The sequence below is a fragment of the Actinomadura barringtoniae genome (assembly GCF_017573505.1).
GTDB classification, from domain to species: domain Bacteria; phylum Actinomycetota; class Actinomycetes; order Streptosporangiales; family Streptosporangiaceae; genus Spirillospora; species Spirillospora barringtoniae.
The window spans coordinates 482,335-498,670 of sequence record NZ_JAGEOJ010000002.1 but is presented as its reverse complement, the minus strand read 5'-3'; the positions used below and the strand labels follow the sequence as shown (position 1 = coordinate 498,670).

Genomic DNA, 16,336 nt, shown 5'->3' with positions numbered 1-16,336 from the left:
CTGCGGAACCGCGCGAGGGCTTGGTTAGTCTCATCATCATGGCCACTCGTGCGTCCGGAGGTACGAAGAACTCCTCGGGTACCCGTGGAAGCACGGCCCGGAAGTCGTCCGGCGGTTCCGCCCCCCGCAAGCGTCCCCCCGCCAAGAAGGGCGGCGGGGGCCGCGGTCGCCCGCCGCAGAAGCCCGACCCGATCGCCCAGATCTTCTTCGGCGCCATCGGCCTGGTCGTCAAGCTCTACCAGCTGGCGGCGGTCGCCGTCGGCTCGGTGTTCCGCGCGTACGGGCAGGGCGCCCGCGACCTCGACGAGGAGCACCGCCGCGACGGGCTCGGCCTGGCGCTGCTCGGCGGCTCGATCGTGCTGGCGTCGGTCACCTGGTTCCGGCCCGACGGCGTCGTCACGATCGCGCTGGAGAAGCTGGTGCGCGGCGGCCTCGGCGTCGTCGCGGTGGCGCTGCCGGTGCTGCTGGCCGTGCTGGCCTGGCGCACGCTGCGCCACCCCGAGCACAACGACGAGACCGGCCGCATCGTCATCGGCATGACGGCGCTCGGCGTCGGCGTCCTCGGCGTGATCCACATCGCCGCCGGGGTGCCCGCGCCCGCCAAGAACATGAACGCGGTGCGCGGCGCCGGCGGCGTGATCGGCTGGGCCGCGTCCGCGCCGCTGGAGGCCGCGCTGAGCGGCTGGGTCGCGGTGCCGCTGCTGCTCCTGCTGTCGGCGTTCGGCCTGCTGGTCGTCACCGCGACGCCGATCGCCAAGGTCCCCGACCGGCTGAACGAGCTGTGGTCGGTCGCCACCCTGCAGGGCCGCCCCGTTCACGAGGACGAGGACGCCGCGGGCGACGCCGACAAGCCCAAGCGCCGCCGCCGCGGCAAGAAGGGCGACGACGAGCTGGAGGTCGGCGAGCACTCCAAGCCGTACGACACCCCGCTGCTGGAGGACGAGCCCAAGAAGCCGGCCAAGCCGGTGCGCGACCTGGCCGACGACCTCTTCGAGCCCGAGCCGTTCAGCCCGCCGCTGCCGCCGCCCCCGCCCGACCTGGAGGACGAGCCGCCCGCGCAGGCCGAGGTCCCCGACCCGAGCCCCGCGCCGCTGCGCTCGGAGCAGCTGCCGCTGTCGTCGTCCGGCGAGATCTACGAGCTGCCCGACCCGGCGATGCTCCGCCCCGGCAGCGTCGCCAAGCCGCGCACCAAGGCCAACGACACCGTGGTGAACGCGCTCACCGGCGTGCTGGAGCAGTTCGACATCGACGCGCAGGTCACCGGGTTCACCCGCGGCCCGACGATCACGCGGTACGAGATCGAGCTCGGCCCGGCGGTCAAGGTCGAGAAGGTCACCGCGCTCACCAAGAACATCGCGTACGCGGTGAAGAGCGCCGACGTGCGGATCATCTCGCCGATCCCCGGCAAGTCGGCCATAGGGGTCGAGATCCCGAACGTCGACAAGGACATCGTCTCGCTCGGCGACGTGCTGCGTTCGCCCGCCGCGACCAACGAGCACCACCCGATGGTCGTCGGCCTGGGCAAGGACGTCGAGGGCCGCACGGTCGTCGCCAACCTCGCCAAGATGCCGCACATCCTCATCGCGGGTGCGACCGGCGCCGGCAAGTCCACCTGCATCAACGGCCTCATCACCTCGGTCCTGATGCGGGCCACGCCCGACGAGGTGCGGATGATCCTGGTCGACCCGAAGCGGGTCGAGCTGACGATGTACCAGGGCATCCCGCACCTGATCACGCCGATCATCACCAACCCGAAGAAGGCCGCCGAGGCCCTGGAGTGGGTCGTCGGCGAGATGGACCGGCGCTACGACGACCTGGCCGCGTCCGGGTTCCGGCACATCGACGACTTCAACAAGGCCGTAGCGGCGGGCAAGCTCAAGGCGCCCCCCGGCAGCGAGCGCGTCTACACGCCCTACCCGTACATGCTGGTGATCGTCGACGAGCTCGCCGACCTGATGATGGTCGCCCCGCGCGACGTCGAGGACTCGGTCGTCCGCATCACCCAGCTGGCCCGCGCCGCCGGCATCCACCTCGTCCTGGCCACGCAGCGCCCGTCGGTCGACGTCGTCACCGGCCTCATCAAGGCCAACGTGCCGTCCCGCCTGGCGTTCGCCACCTCCTCGCTCGCCGACAGCCGCGTCATCCTTGACCAGCCCGGCGCGGAGAAGCTGGTCGGCCAGGGCGACGCGCTGTTCCTGCCGATGGGCGCGAGCAAGCCCATGCGCATCCAGAACGCCTACGTCGCCGAGAAGGAGATCCACGGCATCGTGGATCACTGCAAGGGGCAGATGGAGGCGGTCTACCGCGAGGACGTCGCCGCCGCGGCCGGTCCCAAGAAGGAGATCGACGAGGAGATCGGCGACGACATGGACCTGCTCGTGCAGGCGATCGAACTGGTCGTCAGCACGCAGTTCGGCTCCACCTCGATGCTCCAGCGCAAGCTCCGCGTCGGCTTCGCCAAGGCCGGCCGCCTGATGGACCTCATGGAGAGCCGTGACATCGTCGGCCCGAGCGAGGGCTCCAAGGCCCGCGACGTTCTGGTGAAGCCCGACGAACTCCCCGGCGTCCTCACCGACCTCCGAGGCGGCGGCGCCCCCACCACCTGATCGCCGAGCCCGGCGACGGCTGATCGCAGCCGCGCTCGGCCGATCGCATCGCGCGACCGGCGCCTGATCGTGGGGCCGACCTGCTGATCCATCCGGTCGTGGGGAGGCGGCCACCGGCGATCTACCTAGGCGCCGAACGATCTTCCCGCGATTGATGCGAAATCTTGCCCTGTTTCGAACGTGTTGGCTGTCGCTCAGCGGGCATTGCGGTTTCTAGACTGGTGTAGCTGGAGTGTGGGGACGGTCATGGTGCGCTCTAAAGGAGGTTCGGCGTGAGCATCGGTGAGACCTTGGCGAAGGAGCGAGAGCAGGCCGGTCTCACTGTCACGCAGGTGAGTCTGCAGACCCGGATTCGCGAGACGGTGATCCGCGCGATCGAACGGGACGACTTCACCCTGTGCGGCGGCAATTTCTATGCCCGCGGTCATATTCGGAGCATCTCCCGGGTGATCGGGATCGATCCCGAGCCGCTCGTGCGCGACTACGACGAGTCGCACGGCGGCGCTCCCGCCCCCGTCTCGGCCGTCAGCGCGTTCGAGCCCGAGAAGCCGGTCGCCTTCCGCGAGCGCCGTTCACCCAACTGGAGCGCGGCCATGGCGCTGGCGCTCGTCGCCGTCGTGGTCTACGCCGTGATCACGGTCGTGAGCGGCGACAAGGGCGGCGAGCATCGTTCCGCCCAGCAGGTCGCGGCCGGCCCCGGCCGCTCGGTGACGCCGTCACCGGCGGCGACCAAGCAGAAGAAGGACCCGATCGCGGCCGCGCCGCGCAAGAACGTCGAGCTGCAGGTCAAGGCGCGCCGGACCACCTGGATCAACGTGCGCGGCGACAAGGGCAAGTCGCTGTTCAGCGGCATGCTCCACACCGGCGACACCCAGTCGTGGACCGCCAAGAAGAAGATCAGCATCCTGATCGGCAACGGTGACGGCGTGCGCCTCACCGTGAACGGCAAGGACCTCGGCGCCCCCGACCAGGGCGGCGGCGTGGTGCGCCTGAGCTTCACCCCGAGCGACCCCGAGGCCGGCTGACCCTCGTTCGACGCCGGTCCGACCTTCCTGGAGGTCGGCTGAGCCCGTTCGACGCCGTCTGACCGTCCCAGGATCGGCTGACCGGCCGGGCCATGGTCTGACCTCGTGACCTCGTGACCTCGGCCGGAGTGCCCTTCGGCGGGCCGCTGGTCCGTTCCGGGGCCTGCGCCCATTACCGTTAGGGGCATGTCCACACGCCGCACGGTCTCATTGGTCACGCTCGGATGCGCCCGCAACGAGGTCGACTCCGAGGAGCTCGCCGCCCGGATGGAGGACGCGGGCTGGGACCTGACCGAGTCGGCCGACGGCGCCGACGTGGTGGTCGTGAACACCTGCGGCTTCATCGACGCCGCCAAGAAGGACTCGATCGACACCCTGCTGGCCGCCCACGACTCGGGCGCCAAGGTCGTCGCGGCGGGCTGCATGGCCGAGCGGTACGGGGCCGAGCTGGCCGAGGCGCTGCCCGAGGCCGACGCGGTGATCAGCTTCGACGACTACGGCGCGATCGGCGCGCGGCTGGACGACGTGATCGAGGGCCGCCGGCGCGAGGCCCACGTGCCGCGGGACCGCCGCAAGCTGCTCCCGATCAGCCCGGTGGACCGGGACGCCGCAGCCGTCTCCATCCCCGGCCACGGCCAGGACGATCTTCCCGAGGGCGTGGCGCCCGCCACCGGCCCCCGCGTGCTGCGCCGCCGCCTCGGCGGCGGCCCGGTCGCGCCCCTCAAGCTCGCCTCCGGCTGCGACCGCCGCTGTACGTTCTGCGCCATCCCCGCGTTCCGCGGCGCCTACGTCTCGCGCCAGCCCGCCGAGGTGCTGGAGGAGGCCCGCTGGCTGGCCGGGCACGACGTCCGCGAGCTGGTCCTGGTCAGCGAGAACTCCACCTCGTACGGCAAGGACCTGGGCGACCTGCGCGCCCTGGAGAAGCTGCTGCCCGAGCTCGCCGACGTCGAGGGCATCGAACGCGTCCGCGTGAGCTACCTGCAGCCCGCCGAGACCCGCCCCGGCCTGATCGAGGTCATCGCCTCCACGCCCGGCGTCGCGCCCTACTTCGACCTGTCGTTCCAGCACGCCAGCGGCCCGGTGCTGCGCTCGATGCGCCGCTTCGGCGACCGCGAGCGCTTCCTGGAGCTCCTGGAGCAGGTCCGTTCCCTGGCCCCCGACGCGGGCGTACGGTCCAACTTCATCGTCGGGTTCCCCGGCGAGTCCGAGGAGGACTTCGAGGAGCTCGTCGCGTTCCTGTCCGCAGCCCGCCTCGACGCGATCGGCGTGTTCGGCTACTCCGACGAGGACGGCACCGAGGCCGCGACGTTCGACGGCAAGGTCGACCACGACGAGGTCGCCCGCCGCGTCGAGGAGCTCTCGGCCCTCTCGGACGAGCTCACCGCCCAGCGCGCCGAGGACCGCATCGGCTCGGAGATCCACGTTCTGCTCGAGGACAAGACCCCCGAGGGCTTCGAGGGTCGCGCCGAGCACCAGGCCCCCGAGGTCGACGGCACCGTCCTCGTCCGCGGCGAGGGCCTGGCCCTAGGGGAGATCGTCGCCGCCCGGGTCGTCGCCTCCGACGGCGTGGACCTGGTCGCGGAACTCCCGTGAGCACCGGCACGCCCGACCCCGCGGCGAACCCCGTCCCGGACCCCGCGGCGATCCCGACGCCCGACCCCCCGGTCAGCGTTTTCAACGTCGCGAACTACCTGACCGCCGCCCGGATCGCGCTCGTCCCGCTCTTCGTCTGGCTGCTCGTCCAGGACGGCACGGCCTGGCGCCTGGCCGCGTTCGCCGTCTTCGCGGTCGCCTCGATCACCGACAAGATCGACGGTGACCTGGCCCGCAGCCGCGGCCTGGTCACCGACTTCGGCAAGATCGCCGACCCCATCGCCGACAAGGCCCTCACCGGCGCCGCCCTGGTCACCCTCTCCGCCATGGGCGAGCTCTGGTGGTGGGTGACGATCGTCATCCTGGTCCGCGAGATCGGCATCACCCTGATGCGCTTCGTCGTCATCCGCTACGGCGTCATCCCCGCCAGCAAGGGCGGCAAGCTCAAGACCACTCTCCAGATGGCCGCCATTACCTTCTACATCCTCCCCGGCCCCCTGGACCCCCTCCGCTGGGCCACCATGGCCGCCGCCCTCATCGTCACCGTGGTCACCGGCCTCGACTACGTACTCCAGGCCTACCGCCTACGCCGCAAAGCCACTTCCTCCTAACCCGGCGCTCGCCCGCCGTCTCTCTTGGCACGCCCTCCTTCTTCGGCACGCCCTCCTTCTTTGGCATGCCTCCTAACTTTGGCACGCCTCTTTTTGAACGTGTTCACCTTGCGCTAGGCTCATCTTGCTTGAACACGTTCAAATAAGGGGTCGCCATGACCGCGCTCGTGAACGTCATCGTCATGACCGGCATGCTCGCCGTCGTTCCCCTCGGCCTGGCCCTGATCGGTCTCCCCGCCTGGACCCGCCACCTGTGGCTCGCGGGCGCCGTCGCGGGCGTGACCTCCCTGTGGCTCCCCAGAGGTTCGGTGGCGGTGACCTTGGCCGTGATCTACGCCCTGGCCACGCTGCCCTTGGCGGCCTGCGGGGCTGCGGTGGTGCTCAAGGCGGTTATCCACAGAACGCCGTTCGCCTTTCGGGGTCTCACCTGGGCCATCGAGAATCAGAGTGGTGGTGGGGTCGCGGTGGGGGTTGCTCTCGGGATGCCGGTGATGGCGGCTACTGCGTTGGTGGCGGAACGGGGTGGGGTGCGGCTCTTCGGGTTCTCGTTGCGGGTGTTGTCGCTGACGGTGGCGCACTTTCATTTCGCCGGGTTCGCGGCGGCGTTGACTGCGGGGCTCGTATGCAGGGCCTCTGGTGGGAAGGCGGCCGGGGTGGCGGCGTGGAGTGTGCCGGTGGGGACGCTCGTGGTGCTGGTGGGCTACTTCACTGGGGAGTGGGTCGAGTTCGCCGGCGCGGTCGTACTGACGTGCGGCATGTGGCTGGTGGGCTGGGTCATCGTGAACGACGTGCGGGCGGGAGGTGTTGCGCGAGGGTTGTTGCTGGTGTCGGCGGGAGTGCTGGCGGTCACGATGGTGCTCGCGCTGTGGTGGGCGCTGGGGGAGGCGTCCGGCGTGGTCCATCCGTCGCTCGGTTGGATGGCGGCCACTCACGGGGTAGGGAACGCGTTCGGGTTCGGGCTCTGCGGAATGCTGGCCTGGCGGATGGTCCGGAAGGGGGAGCTCGATGGCTGACGGGTTCACTTACGACGAGGTGGGTGCCACCGAGGGCGGGGCGCTGCCGGACGGGTACAGCCATCTGCGGGTGCGGACGTTGATCGGGAACGGGCCGGACGTCTTTCGGCGGGCGGCCGACGCGGTGCTGGACTTCCGGATGCATCGTGCGATCCCGGTGCGGATCGATGCCTCTGCCGAACGGGTCGCGCCCGGCGTCGAGGTGACGGTCGGGCTCGGGATCGGGCCTCTGCGGCTCAAGGCTCCCTGCAAGGTGGTGTGGGCGAAGGACGGGAACCACCGCGCGGGGTGGGCGTACGGGACGCTGCCCGGCCACCCCGAGTGCGGTGAGGAGGCGTTCGTGGTGTCCATGGACGAGGCCGGGGACGTCTGGCTCACGGTCACGGCGTTCAGCAGGCCGTGCCGGGTGCCGGCACGGATCGCGGGGCCCTTGGTGCCGGTTGGGCAGCGCGCTTACGGACGCCGTTGCGGCGCCGTACTGCGGAAGATCGCCGCGCGGGGCGGTCGTTGATCTTGAGGAGAGGGGTCTCTAGCGTGACGGTGTGACGAGGTCAGCGTGGCGGCGCTCCTCCGTGTTCGATCTCGTGCTCGCGCTCGTTGTGGCGCTCTACGGCGTGGGCGACTCGCTGACGTTCACCGGCCAACCGGACAACCTGCTCGGGGCGGACCGTACGGTCATGGCGGTCGGGGCGGGCCTGGGATCCTTCGCGCTGCTGTTCCGGCGGCGGTGGCCCATCGCGGTGGCGATCGTGAGCGTGGCCGTGCACTTCCTGGTGTGCGCGCCGTTCCTGCTGGTCGCCGCCCTGTTCTCGGCGGGGCAGTACGGGCGTTCATGGTCGCGCGTCGCCGGTGTGTGCGGGCTGTCGGTCGTGATGCAGCTCGCGGTCGTGCTGTGCTTCTACGGGCCGTCGCTGGATCGGGCGCTGGTGATGGTGATGCTCTGCGTCGGGGCCGTCGTCGCCGGGCTGATGTTCCGCGACTACCAGCGCAGCCGGATGGAGCTCCTGGAGGCGGGAAAGGCCAGGGCCAGGCTCGACGAACGGGCACGCATCGCGCGGGAGATGCACGACGTGGTGGCGCACCGCGTCAGCCTCATCGTGGTGGACGCCGGCGCACTGGAGGTCTCCCCGGACCGCGACCCCGCGTGGGTCTCGAAGATGGCCGGGCAGATCCGGGGGACCGGCCGTACGGCGCTGGAGGAACTGAGGGAGATCCTCTGCGTCCTCACGCCGTCGCGGGAGGCCGCCGTGGCGGACGCGCCGCGCGACCCCGGGCCGGGTCTGGGGGCGATTCCCGCGCTGGTGGACTCGTACGGGCGGCGGGGCATCAGGATCGGGCTGACGACCAGCGGGTTGCAGCGGCCGGTGAGCGGGCGGGCGGAGGCGGCGGCCTACCGGATCGTCCAGGAGGCGCTGACCAACGTCATCAAGCACGCGCCGGGCGCCGAGGTCCAGGTGATCGTGGAGTTCTTCGACGACCGCCTCGAGGTCAAGGTCGTCAACGGAGCCGCGTGCGGTGTCGCGCACCCCGACCCGTTCCCCGGCAGTGGGCGCGGCCTGGTCGGCCTGAGCGAACGCGTCACGCTGGCGGGCGGTTCGTTCACCGCCGGACCGCTGCCCGACGACGGCTTCCGCGTCGCAGCCACCCTCCCTCTCGCCGACTGAGCCCAGAAAGCGGCGGGGAACGCGGCGGAGATCGCGGCGTGGACGGTGGCGCGGAGGGCCGCGGGTAATGCGGCGCAGGGAACGCGGCGCAGGGAACGCGGCGCAGGGAACGCGGCGGAGAGGGCGGCGCGGCGCAGAGCGTGGCGGAGATCGCGGTGCGGAGGGCGGTGCGGAGGGTGGCGGAGATCGCGGTGCGGAGGGCCGCGTGGAACGCTGCGCAGAGCGTGGCGGAGATCGCGGTGGCGGAGGTGACGCGGAGGGCGGCGGGCAGGGCGGCGCGGAGGGTGGCGCGGAGGGTGGCGGGGAACGCGGCGCGGGAACACGGCAGAGAGGGCCGCGTGGAACGCTGCGCAGAGCGTGGCGGAGATCGCGGTGGCGAAGGCGGCGCGGAGGGCGGCGCATAGGGCCGCGGGGAACGCGGCGCAGAGGGCGCGGGTGTTTAGAGCTCGTCTTCCTCGGGTGGCATGGGGGCCAGGAGGGTGACCATGACGATCAGCAGGGTGAGGACGAGGCTGGGCTGGAGGGGGTTCAGGCCGTGCCAGGCCTCGTCGATGTAGTGGTTCAGCCCGCCGCCGTCCGAGCTGAGCAGGCCGATGGTGAACGCCACGGCGCCGACCCCGTACGCCGCCAGCGCGATGATCTGCGGGCGGCGCCAGGCGGGCTGGGTGCGGAACGACCTGAGCCCCAGGCACCCGGACCACAGCAGGAGCAAGCCGGCGATCGCCGCGCCCGCGAAGGTGAGCGGGTAGAGCAGGAGGCTGACGTCGTGCTGGGCGGGCATGTCCTGCAGGCCGCTCGTGACGATGTCGGGAGGAGGTGAGGCGAGGCCGACGACGCCGTCGACGGCCGCGGTGAGGTAGAGGAACGCGGAGGCGGTGATGAGGGCGCTCGTGGCCAGGCGCAGCGCTGGGCAGTGCGGGACGAGGCGCTGCCAGCGGATCGTGCGATGCTTGCCGCCGCCTATAGCCATACTCAAGATGCCCCCAATTGCTCGACTCTTTCCCCCATTCATTCTGTGGGATACCCGCACTTGAACTTATCGACCACATTTCCAAGTTCACGTGCGCCAAGGTTTAGCTTCTTCGGCTGATGGTAATAGGCGGCGGGGTTCCGGCCTACGACGAAAGTTATAGGTCTGGTGCCGGATCGACAGACCGTCCGCGCAGGTGGGGCGGCCCACGCTGAACCGCATGAATGCCGGGGAACAATGGCCGCCGACGCATCGGTGAGGGCGAGTAAATCCGTGCCGTCCAGGGAAAATATTCACTGGAACAGTGAACGGGAGACATGGACGATCGTGAGGGCGCCGGGGGCATGGCGACCGGACCGGGCCGACGTCGGCCTGGCGGTCGCCGCGACCGCGTTCGGCGTCTGCGACTCGCTCACCCAGACGGCCAACCACCTGCTCGGCGACCGGCAGGTAGCGGCGGCGCTGGTGACCGGGTTCGGCGGGCTCCTGCTGCTGTTCAGGCGGCGCTTCCCGATCACGGTGGCGGCGGTCTGCGCGGTGGTCAACGTGGTCGCGTTCGCGCCCGCGCACGTGATCTTGAGCCTGTACGCGGCGGGCGCCTACAGCCGCTCGCGCGCCTCGGTGATCGCGGTCTCGCTGCTGGTGGCGGTCGGCGAGGTGCTGGTCTCGCGGAACGATCCGGGGGAGTCGCCGGTCAGGGCGCTGATGTGGTCGGCGTTCTACTGCGGAGGCAGCGTCATCGGCGTCCTGTCGCGGCGCTACACCGCGACCGTCGAGGCGTACGCCGAGGCCCTGATCCGCGAGCGCGCGCAGATGGTGCAGCGGGCGCGGCTGGACGAACGCGCCCGGATCGCGAGGGAGATGCATGACGTGGTCTCCCACCGGGTCAGCCTGATGGTCGTCGAGGCCGGGGCGATGGAGGTGTCGGCCGGTCGCGGTCCCGAATGGGTGACCACGGTCGCCGGGCGGATCCGCGCCTCCGGCCGCCAGGCGCTCGAGGAGCTTCGCCGCGTCATGGGCGTTCTGGATCTCGCGCCGGGTCCCGACGCGCCGCTGTCGCCGCAGCACGGCGTTCTGGAGATCAAGGCGCTGGCCGACGGCGCCCGCGTGGCGGGCCTGGAGGTCGCGCTGGCCGAGGACGGCGATCTCGGGTCCGTGCCCGCCGCCGTCGGCGCCACCGCGTACCGCGTGGCCCAGGAGTCGCTGACCAACAGCTGCAAGCACGGCGGCGGGGCGCCGGTGCGCGTGGCGCTGCGCGTGCAGGACGGCAGTCTGGTCGTACGGGTGACCACCCGGCCGCCTCCCGCGCCTCACCTGCGCGAGAACGCCGGGCCGGACGACGGCCGCGCGAGCCCGGAAGAGGCCTGGGCGCACGGGCGCGAGGCCGCGGGAAGACTTCCCGGTGCCGGCGTCGGGCTCATTGGCCTGCGAGAACGTGTAGAGGCTCTGGGCGGGCTGTTCAAGGCCGGGCCACGCGACGACGGGGGCTACGAGGTCGTCGCCGTGCTGCCATTCGGGGGGATTTCGGATGATTGACGTGCTGCTGGTCGATGACGAGGAGCTCCTGCGCTACGGGCTGCGCACGATCCTGGAGTCCGATCCCGGCATCCGGGTCGTGGCCGAGGCCAGGGACGGCGCCGAGGCGGTCGAGCTGAGCCGGATCCACATGCCCGACGTGGCGCTGATGGACATCCGCATGCCCGGCATGGACGGCCTCACCGCCACCCGTACCCTCGCCGGCTCCGACCGCCCGCCCAAAGTGATCGTCCTGACCACGTTCGACCTGGACCAGTACGTCTACGACGCGCTCCGGTCCGGCGCGGTCGGCTTCCTGCTCAAGGACACCCCGCCGCCCGAGCTCATCCAGGCCGTCCGTACGGTCGCCGACGGCAACGCGATCCTCTCGCCCGCCGTGACCAGCCGGCTGATCTCCCGCTTCACCGCCCCCGAACGCGACCTGTCCGACGAACGCGCCCGCGTCGACTCCCTCACCGACCGCGAACGCGACGTCCTCCGCCTCCTGGCCGACGGCCGTTCCAACGCCGAGGTGGCCGCCAAGCTCTTCATGAGCGAAGGCACCGTCAAGGTCCACGTGAGCCACGTCCTGGCCAAACTAGAAGTAGGCAACCGAGTCCAAGCCGCCATACTCGCCCACCAGGTAGGCCTGGTGGCCGAACCCTCCTGACCCAGCCACCCACGCCCGCCTTGGCGCACTCACCCTGCCCGGCCGCCTGTCCGGCACCCCACGCCCAGCCGCGCTCACCAGCCCGCGTTCGCCGGTCCGTCCTGGCCGGTCTGCGTTGGCCGGTTCGCGTTGGCCGGTCCGTGTTGGCCGGTCCGTGTTGGCCGGTCCGTCCTGGCCGGTCTGCGTTGGCCGGTCCGTGTTGGCCGGTCCGTGTTGGCCGGTTCGTGTTGGCCGGTTCGTGTTGGCCGGTTCGTGTTGGCCGGTTCGTGTTGGCCGGTTCGTGTTGGCCGGTTCGTGTTGGCCGGTTCGCGTTGGCCGGTTCGCGTTGGCCGGTCCGTGTTGGCCGGTCCGTGTTGGCCGGTCTGCGTTGGCCGGTCTGCGTTGGCCGGTCTGCGTTGGCCGGTCCGTGCTGGCCGGTCCGTGCTGGCCGGTCCTTGTTCGCCGGGCGGCATTGCCCAGGCCCGCGTCCACCGGGCCGCATCGCCCGGGCTGGGTCGAGTTCGCCCGGCCGGTCCGTTTGGCAGCCCGGCTCAGCTTCCATGCCCAGCCGCGCTGGCTGGTCCGCGCCGCCCGGTCCGCGCTGGCCGGGTCGCGGTCGCCCGGCGGTCTGCCTGGCAGCTCCTGCCTAGCTTCCATGCCTGGCCGCGTTCACTGGTGCACCGGCCGGGCCGCGCTCACCGGGCCGCGCTGGCCGGGGCGCGTTCGCCCGTACGTCTGGCTGGCAGTCCATGCCGAGCTTGCATGCCAGGCGGCGGTGGCCGGGGCGCTGTGGCCGGGCGGCATCGCGGGGTGGGGCTCGCTCGGGCGGTGTCGGTGGGCGACGGTAGGTTTTGGGCGGGTTGAGCGAGGTTAGGAGTGACGCGATGCGGGTGGAGCTGCTCACGGTCGGGGACGAGTTGCTGCTGGGCGACACGATCAACGGGAACGCGGCGTGGATGGGGCAGCGGCTCGCCGATCATGGGATCGAGGTCACTCGCAGCGTGGTCGTGGCGGACGATCTGGACGTGATCGTGGCGGCCGTGGGGGAGGCCCTGGGCCGCGCCGACGCGGTGATCACCACGGGCGGGCTCGGGCCCACGTACGACGACGTGACGCGCGACGCGCTGGCCAAGGCGGCGGGCGTGAAGCTGATCTTGGATCCGGGGTTGGAGAAGCGCCTGCGGGACCGAGTGGCGGCGGCGAACCGGCCGCTGGCGCCGATGGCGCTGCGGATGGCCGAGGTGCCTGAGGGGGCTGGTCTGCTGGGCAATTCGGCGGGCAGCGCGCCCGGGCTGCGGGTCGAGCTGCCAGGCGGCGTGGCGTACGCGCTGCCGGGCGTGCCGTTCGAGATGCGAACGATCATGGACGAGGTCGTTCTGCCCGAGCTGGCCGAGCGCGAGGGTGTGCCGCAGGTGGCCCGCAAGACGCTCCGTACGGCCGCGGTGTGGGAGTCGGTGATCGCGACCCGGCTGGCCGAGGTGGAGGCCATGGACGGGATCAAGGTGGCCTACCTGCCCGATCCGGCCGAGGTGAAGATCCGCCTGACCGCGGTGGGCCCGGACTCCGTACGGCTGCTGGCGGGCGCCGAGGAGCGCACCCGCGAGCTGCTCGGCTCGATGATCTACGGCGCGGAGGACGACACGCTGGACCGCGTGGTGCATCGCCTGCTGGCCGAACGCGGGCAGACCGTGGCGGCGGCCGAGTCGCTCACCGGAGGCCTCATCGGGGCCGAGCTGACGGCCATGCCGGGCTCGTCCGCCACCTATCTGGGCGGCGAGATCACCTACGCGACGGAGGTCAAGCACCAGCTGCTGGGCGTTCCGGCCGAGCTGCTGCGTGAGCATGGCGCGGTCCATCCGGACGTGGCGGCCGCGATGGCCGTGGGCGTACGGGATCGGCTCGGAGCGTCCTACGGGCTCGCCGTGACCGGAGTGGCCGGTCCGGAACCGCAGGACGGCCGCCCCGTGGGAACGGTCTTTTTGGCTGTGGCCGGACCTGGAAGCCTGCTGTCCGTAACAGGCCCACGACTGCCCGTGCCCGGAGCGGGCCGCGAGATCCGCGCGGTGATCCGGCGGATGACCGTAGTACACGCCCTTGACCTGCTGAGACGCGAAATTTTGGGGCTTGACGTCGAGCGCGTGACCCGTGAGGCTCAAGAAGATCGGGAAGAGAAGAGCTGATTACAGCGTTACGTTCCAAGCGAACACGAAATCCACGGTCTGCCACGGCCACCGTCTGGCCGGGTACGGTGGAACACACAGATGGTCCGAACTGAGGGAGGGAGCGAGACGATGGTCCTGCTTCGCCAGCTGCTCGGTGACGTACTGCGGCAGCTGCGGCTGCGCCAGGGACGCACCCTCCGTGAGGTTTCCGCGGCGGCACGCGTATCGCTCGGATATCTCTCCGAGGTCGAGCGTGGACAGAAAGAGGCCTCTTCGGAGTTGCTCTCTTCTATCTGTAAGGCCCTGGGCGTACCGCTGTCACACGTCCTACGGGAGGTCGCGGACCAACTGGCCCTCGCCGAGCTGCAGCACGAGCCCGTCATGGCCGGCGCACCGCCCGAGCACGACCGCATCGATGCCGACCGCATCCCCGAGACGCCCGAGGAGATCACCGGCGAGTTCCGCGGCGACATGGTCGCCGCCTGACCGCCGAACGCCTGACGTCGCGCGCCCGCGTCACATGATCGCTGGCCGCGTCGGCTGACCGCGACGTGTGAACGTCGCGTGGCCGCTGGCTGCGTCGCGTGAGCGCCAGGCTCTTCTCAGCACGTCCTGAGCCCGTCCGTGCGCCCGCTGGGGGTGTGGGCGGGCTCACGTGTCTGTGGGCGGGCTCACGTGTCTCTCCGGCATCTCCATGGGTAGGGGCCTGTTGTAAGGGATAGACCGAAAACGATGACGCGGAAGGAGCCCAATCATGGCGACGGTCAAGAGCCCGCTCCCGGAGACCGCACAGAAGATCACTGGTGAGGCGTTGCAGGGCGCCCTCGTGGACCTGATCGATCTCTCCCTGGTGGCCAAGCAGGCCCACTGGAACATCACCGGCCGCCTCTTCAAGCAGGTGCACGAGCACCTCGACGAGGTCGTCGACCTGGCCCGCGAATACACCGACACGGTGGCCGAACGCGCGGTGGCGATCGGGACCAACCCCGACGGCCGTTCCCGCACGGTCGCCGACCGCACCACCCTGCCGCAGCCCGACGCCGGCTACATCGCCGACGACAAGGTCGTGGCGCTGGTCACCGACACGCTGGCCCAGATCATCGGCCGCTTCCGCGAGCGCATCGCGGCGACCGACGAGACCGACCAGGTGACCCAGGATCTCTTCATCGAGATCACCGCGGCCCTGGAGAAGCAGCACTGGATGTTCTCGGTCCAGAACTGACCGGCCCCGTCCGTCCTGAACTGGCGGCCTGCTCAGCCCTGAACAGAAGGCCTGCTCAGCCCTGAGCCGAGGGCCTGCTCTGTCCAGAGCTGACGGCCCGCTCAGTCGTGAGTCGACGGCCCGTTCTGTCCAGGGCTGAGCGGCCCGTTCAGTCCAGAACCGACGGTCCAGTCGCGCGTAGGCTCCTGAAGGCCCGGTCCGCTCTCGGACCGGGCCTTCGCCGTCTATCGTTGTGACCATGGCCACATGGGACGACGTGCGGCGAATCGCGCTGGCGCTGCCGGAGACGGGAGAAAAGATCTCCTGGGGCACGCCCGCCTGGCGCGTGAAGGACAAGGGCTTCGTCTGGGAGCGTCCCCTCCGCAAGTCCGACTTCGAGGCCCTGGGCGACAAGGCCCCTGACGGCCCCATCCTCGGCGCCCGCGTGGCCGATCTCGGCGTCAAGGAGGCCCTCATCGCCGACGATCCGGACGTCTTCTTCACCACCCCGCACTTCGACGGCTACCCGGCGGTTCTGGTCCAGCTGGACAACATCGCCGTAGAGGACCTCGAAGAGCTCATAGCCGAGGCCTGGCTGGCCCGGGCCCCCAAGCGCCTGGCCAAGACCTACTTGGACTCCCTCGAAGGCTCCTAGACCGTCTTCCGCCGATCTGTCTCATTCGGCTTGTTCAGATCGTTCGGTCGCTTCGCGGCACGGGACCGCGTGGCCCAGTTGATCGCCACGGCCAGGCCGCCCAGCGCCGACCAGCCGAACCAGACGGCCGCGATCGCGAGCGTGGGCTTGGGGAAGCCGGGCCCGTTGTTCTTGCCCTGAGAGTCCAGCACGCTCAGGACGATCACGTTGACGATCCACAGCCCGAAGCCACCCAGTGCCACGACGGCGCCGACCTTGTCGCCGTGCAGGCGCCATCGGAAGAACGAGACGGCCATGCCCGCGCCGCCCACGTAGAACGCCGCCAGTTGGAGCCGGCCGGCCAGGTCGCCGTCGTAGGCGGCGACGGCCACGACCGCACCGACCAAGGCCAGCGGCGCCGAGGCCGCGATGGTCATGCCCCGGTTCTCCCGAGACTGGTACGCCCAGTAGGAGAACCCGAAGCCCACGGCGATCACCACGACCGCCACAACGAACAACGTCGCATGCACGAGGCACAGTGTGATCCCGGCCGTCTCGGTGTCGGAAGATCACCGTCCGCCTTTGGCCAGCCAGCCAGGCAGGTCCAGGGCCTCGGACGCGCGGCGGGAAGACGGGCGGGGACGGGCGGTGGACGGGCGCGCGGCGGGCGGACGGACTGCGGACGGACTGCGG

15 protein-coding genes are annotated in these 16,336 nt (G+C 70.8%); 13 read left to right on the top strand and 2 right to left on the bottom strand.

Annotated elements, in window-relative coordinates:
- Positions 1-38: 38 nt before the first annotated feature.
- From J4573_RS06125 to J4573_RS55955, 7 genes are all read left to right on the top strand, one after another.
- Positions 39-2,606 (top strand): FtsK/SpoIIIE family DNA translocase, encoded by a 2,568-nt coding sequence (locus J4573_RS06125; protein ID WP_208254247.1) that lies wholly within the window; start codon positions 39-41, stop codon positions 2,604-2,606.
- A 272-nt stretch (positions 2,607-2,878) separates the two neighbouring features.
- Positions 2,879-3,631 carry a helix-turn-helix domain-containing protein gene (locus J4573_RS06120; RefSeq protein WP_208254246.1) on the top strand — a complete coding sequence of 251 codons (753 nt, stop codon included), beginning with the start codon at positions 2,879-2,881 and terminating at the stop codon, positions 3,629-3,631.
- Between the two features lie 186 nt (positions 3,632-3,817).
- Positions 3,818-5,224 (top strand): 30S ribosomal protein S12 methylthiotransferase RimO, encoded by a 1,407-nt coding sequence (gene rimO, locus J4573_RS06115; RefSeq protein ID WP_208254245.1) that lies wholly within the window; start codon positions 3,818-3,820, stop codon positions 5,222-5,224.
- Positions 5,221-5,835 carry a CDP-diacylglycerol--glycerol-3-phosphate 3-phosphatidyltransferase gene (pgsA, locus tag J4573_RS06110; protein WP_208254244.1) on the top strand — a complete coding sequence of 205 codons (615 nt, stop codon included), beginning with the start codon at positions 5,221-5,223 and terminating at the stop codon, positions 5,833-5,835. The genes rimO and pgsA overlap by 4 nt, the downstream gene beginning before the upstream one ends.
- 155 nt (positions 5,836-5,990) lie before the next feature.
- Positions 5,991-6,848, top strand: coding sequence for a YndJ family protein (locus tag J4573_RS06105; RefSeq protein WP_208254243.1), 858 nt, complete (start codon positions 5,991-5,993; stop codon positions 6,846-6,848).
- Positions 6,841-7,359, top strand: a complete 519-nt coding sequence (locus tag J4573_RS06100) for a DUF1990 domain-containing protein (RefSeq protein WP_208254242.1) — start codon at positions 6,841-6,843, stop codon at positions 7,357-7,359. The genes J4573_RS06105 and J4573_RS06100 overlap by 8 nt, the downstream gene beginning before the upstream one ends.
- Before the next feature lie 31 nt (positions 7,360-7,390).
- Positions 7,391-8,512 (top strand): sensor histidine kinase, encoded by a 1,122-nt coding sequence (locus J4573_RS55955; protein ID WP_208254241.1) that lies wholly within the window; start codon positions 7,391-7,393, stop codon positions 8,510-8,512.
- 439 nt (positions 8,513-8,951) lie between these two features.
- Here J4573_RS55955 and J4573_RS06090 read toward each other — a convergent pair whose 3' ends face one another.
- Positions 8,952-9,488, bottom strand: coding sequence for a hypothetical protein (locus J4573_RS06090; RefSeq protein WP_208254240.1), 537 nt, complete (start codon positions 9,486-9,488; stop codon positions 8,952-8,954).
- Between the two features lie 321 nt (positions 9,489-9,809).
- Here J4573_RS06090 and J4573_RS55950 point away from each other — a divergent pair, with 321 nt between their 5' ends.
- The 6 genes from J4573_RS55950 to J4573_RS06060 all read left to right on the top strand — a co-directional run bounded on the left by J4573_RS55950 (position 9,810) and on the right by J4573_RS06060 (position 15,664).
- Complete coding sequence (locus tag J4573_RS55950; RefSeq protein ID WP_208254239.1) at positions 9,810-11,018, top strand: sensor histidine kinase; 1,209 nt, start codon at positions 9,810-9,812, stop codon at positions 11,016-11,018.
- Positions 11,011-11,667, top strand: a complete 657-nt coding sequence (locus J4573_RS06080; RefSeq protein ID WP_208254238.1) for a response regulator — start codon at positions 11,011-11,013, stop codon at positions 11,665-11,667. Before J4573_RS55950 ends, J4573_RS06080 begins: the two co-directional genes overlap by 8 nt.
- An 863-nt stretch (positions 11,668-12,530) precedes the next feature.
- Positions 12,531-13,826 (top strand): CinA family nicotinamide mononucleotide deamidase-related protein, encoded by a 1,296-nt coding sequence (locus J4573_RS06075; RefSeq protein ID WP_208254237.1) that lies wholly within the window; start codon positions 12,531-12,533, stop codon positions 13,824-13,826.
- A gap of 111 nt (positions 13,827-13,937) precedes the next feature.
- On the top strand, positions 13,938-14,294 hold the full coding sequence (locus tag J4573_RS06070) for a helix-turn-helix domain-containing protein (RefSeq protein ID WP_208254236.1): 357 nt from the start codon (positions 13,938-13,940) through the stop codon (positions 14,292-14,294).
- 268 nt (positions 14,295-14,562) lie between these two features.
- Positions 14,563-15,030, top strand: coding sequence for a Dps family protein (locus J4573_RS06065; RefSeq protein ID WP_208254235.1), 468 nt, complete (start codon positions 14,563-14,565; stop codon positions 15,028-15,030).
- Between the two features lie 238 nt (positions 15,031-15,268).
- The gene (locus J4573_RS06060; protein ID WP_208254234.1) at positions 15,269-15,664 is read left to right on the top strand and encodes an MmcQ/YjbR family DNA-binding protein; all 396 of its coding nucleotides are present in this window, start codon (positions 15,269-15,271) and stop codon (positions 15,662-15,664) included.
- On the opposite strand, the gene J4573_RS06055 is transcribed toward J4573_RS06060, so the two are convergent.
- Positions 15,661-16,173: a hypothetical protein gene (locus J4573_RS06055; RefSeq protein WP_208254233.1), complete on the bottom strand. Its 513-nt coding sequence runs from the start codon at positions 16,171-16,173 to the stop codon at positions 15,661-15,663. The genes J4573_RS06060 and J4573_RS06055 overlap by 4 nt on opposite strands.
- Positions 16,174-16,336 lie beyond the last annotated feature (163 nt).

Bases quoted from the DNA above. Each gene is read 5' to 3' on its own strand.
- J4573_RS06125 (WP_208254247.1), top strand. From the start codon at position 39: ATGGCCACTCGTGCGTCCGGAGGTACGAAGAACTCCTCGGGTACCCGT.
- rimO (WP_208254245.1), top strand. From the start codon at position 3,818: ATGTCCACACGCCGCACGGTCTCATTGGTCACGCTCGGATGCGCCCGC.
- J4573_RS06105 (WP_208254243.1), top strand. From the start codon at position 5,991: ATGACCGCGCTCGTGAACGTCATCGTCATGACCGGCATGCTCGCCGTC.
- J4573_RS06100 (WP_208254242.1), top strand. From the start codon at position 6,841: ATGGCTGACGGGTTCACTTACGACGAGGTGGGTGCCACCGAGGGCGGG.
- J4573_RS06080 (WP_208254238.1), top strand. From the start codon at position 11,011: ATGATTGACGTGCTGCTGGTCGATGACGAGGAGCTCCTGCGCTACGGG.
- J4573_RS06075 (WP_208254237.1), top strand. From the start codon at position 12,531: ATGCGGGTGGAGCTGCTCACGGTCGGGGACGAGTTGCTGCTGGGCGAC.
- J4573_RS06070 (WP_208254236.1), top strand. From the start codon at position 13,938: ATGGTCCTGCTTCGCCAGCTGCTCGGTGACGTACTGCGGCAGCTGCGG.
- J4573_RS06065 (WP_208254235.1), top strand. From the start codon at position 14,563: ATGGCGACGGTCAAGAGCCCGCTCCCGGAGACCGCACAGAAGATCACT.
- J4573_RS06060 (WP_208254234.1), top strand. From the start codon at position 15,269: ATGGCCACATGGGACGACGTGCGGCGAATCGCGCTGGCGCTGCCGGAG.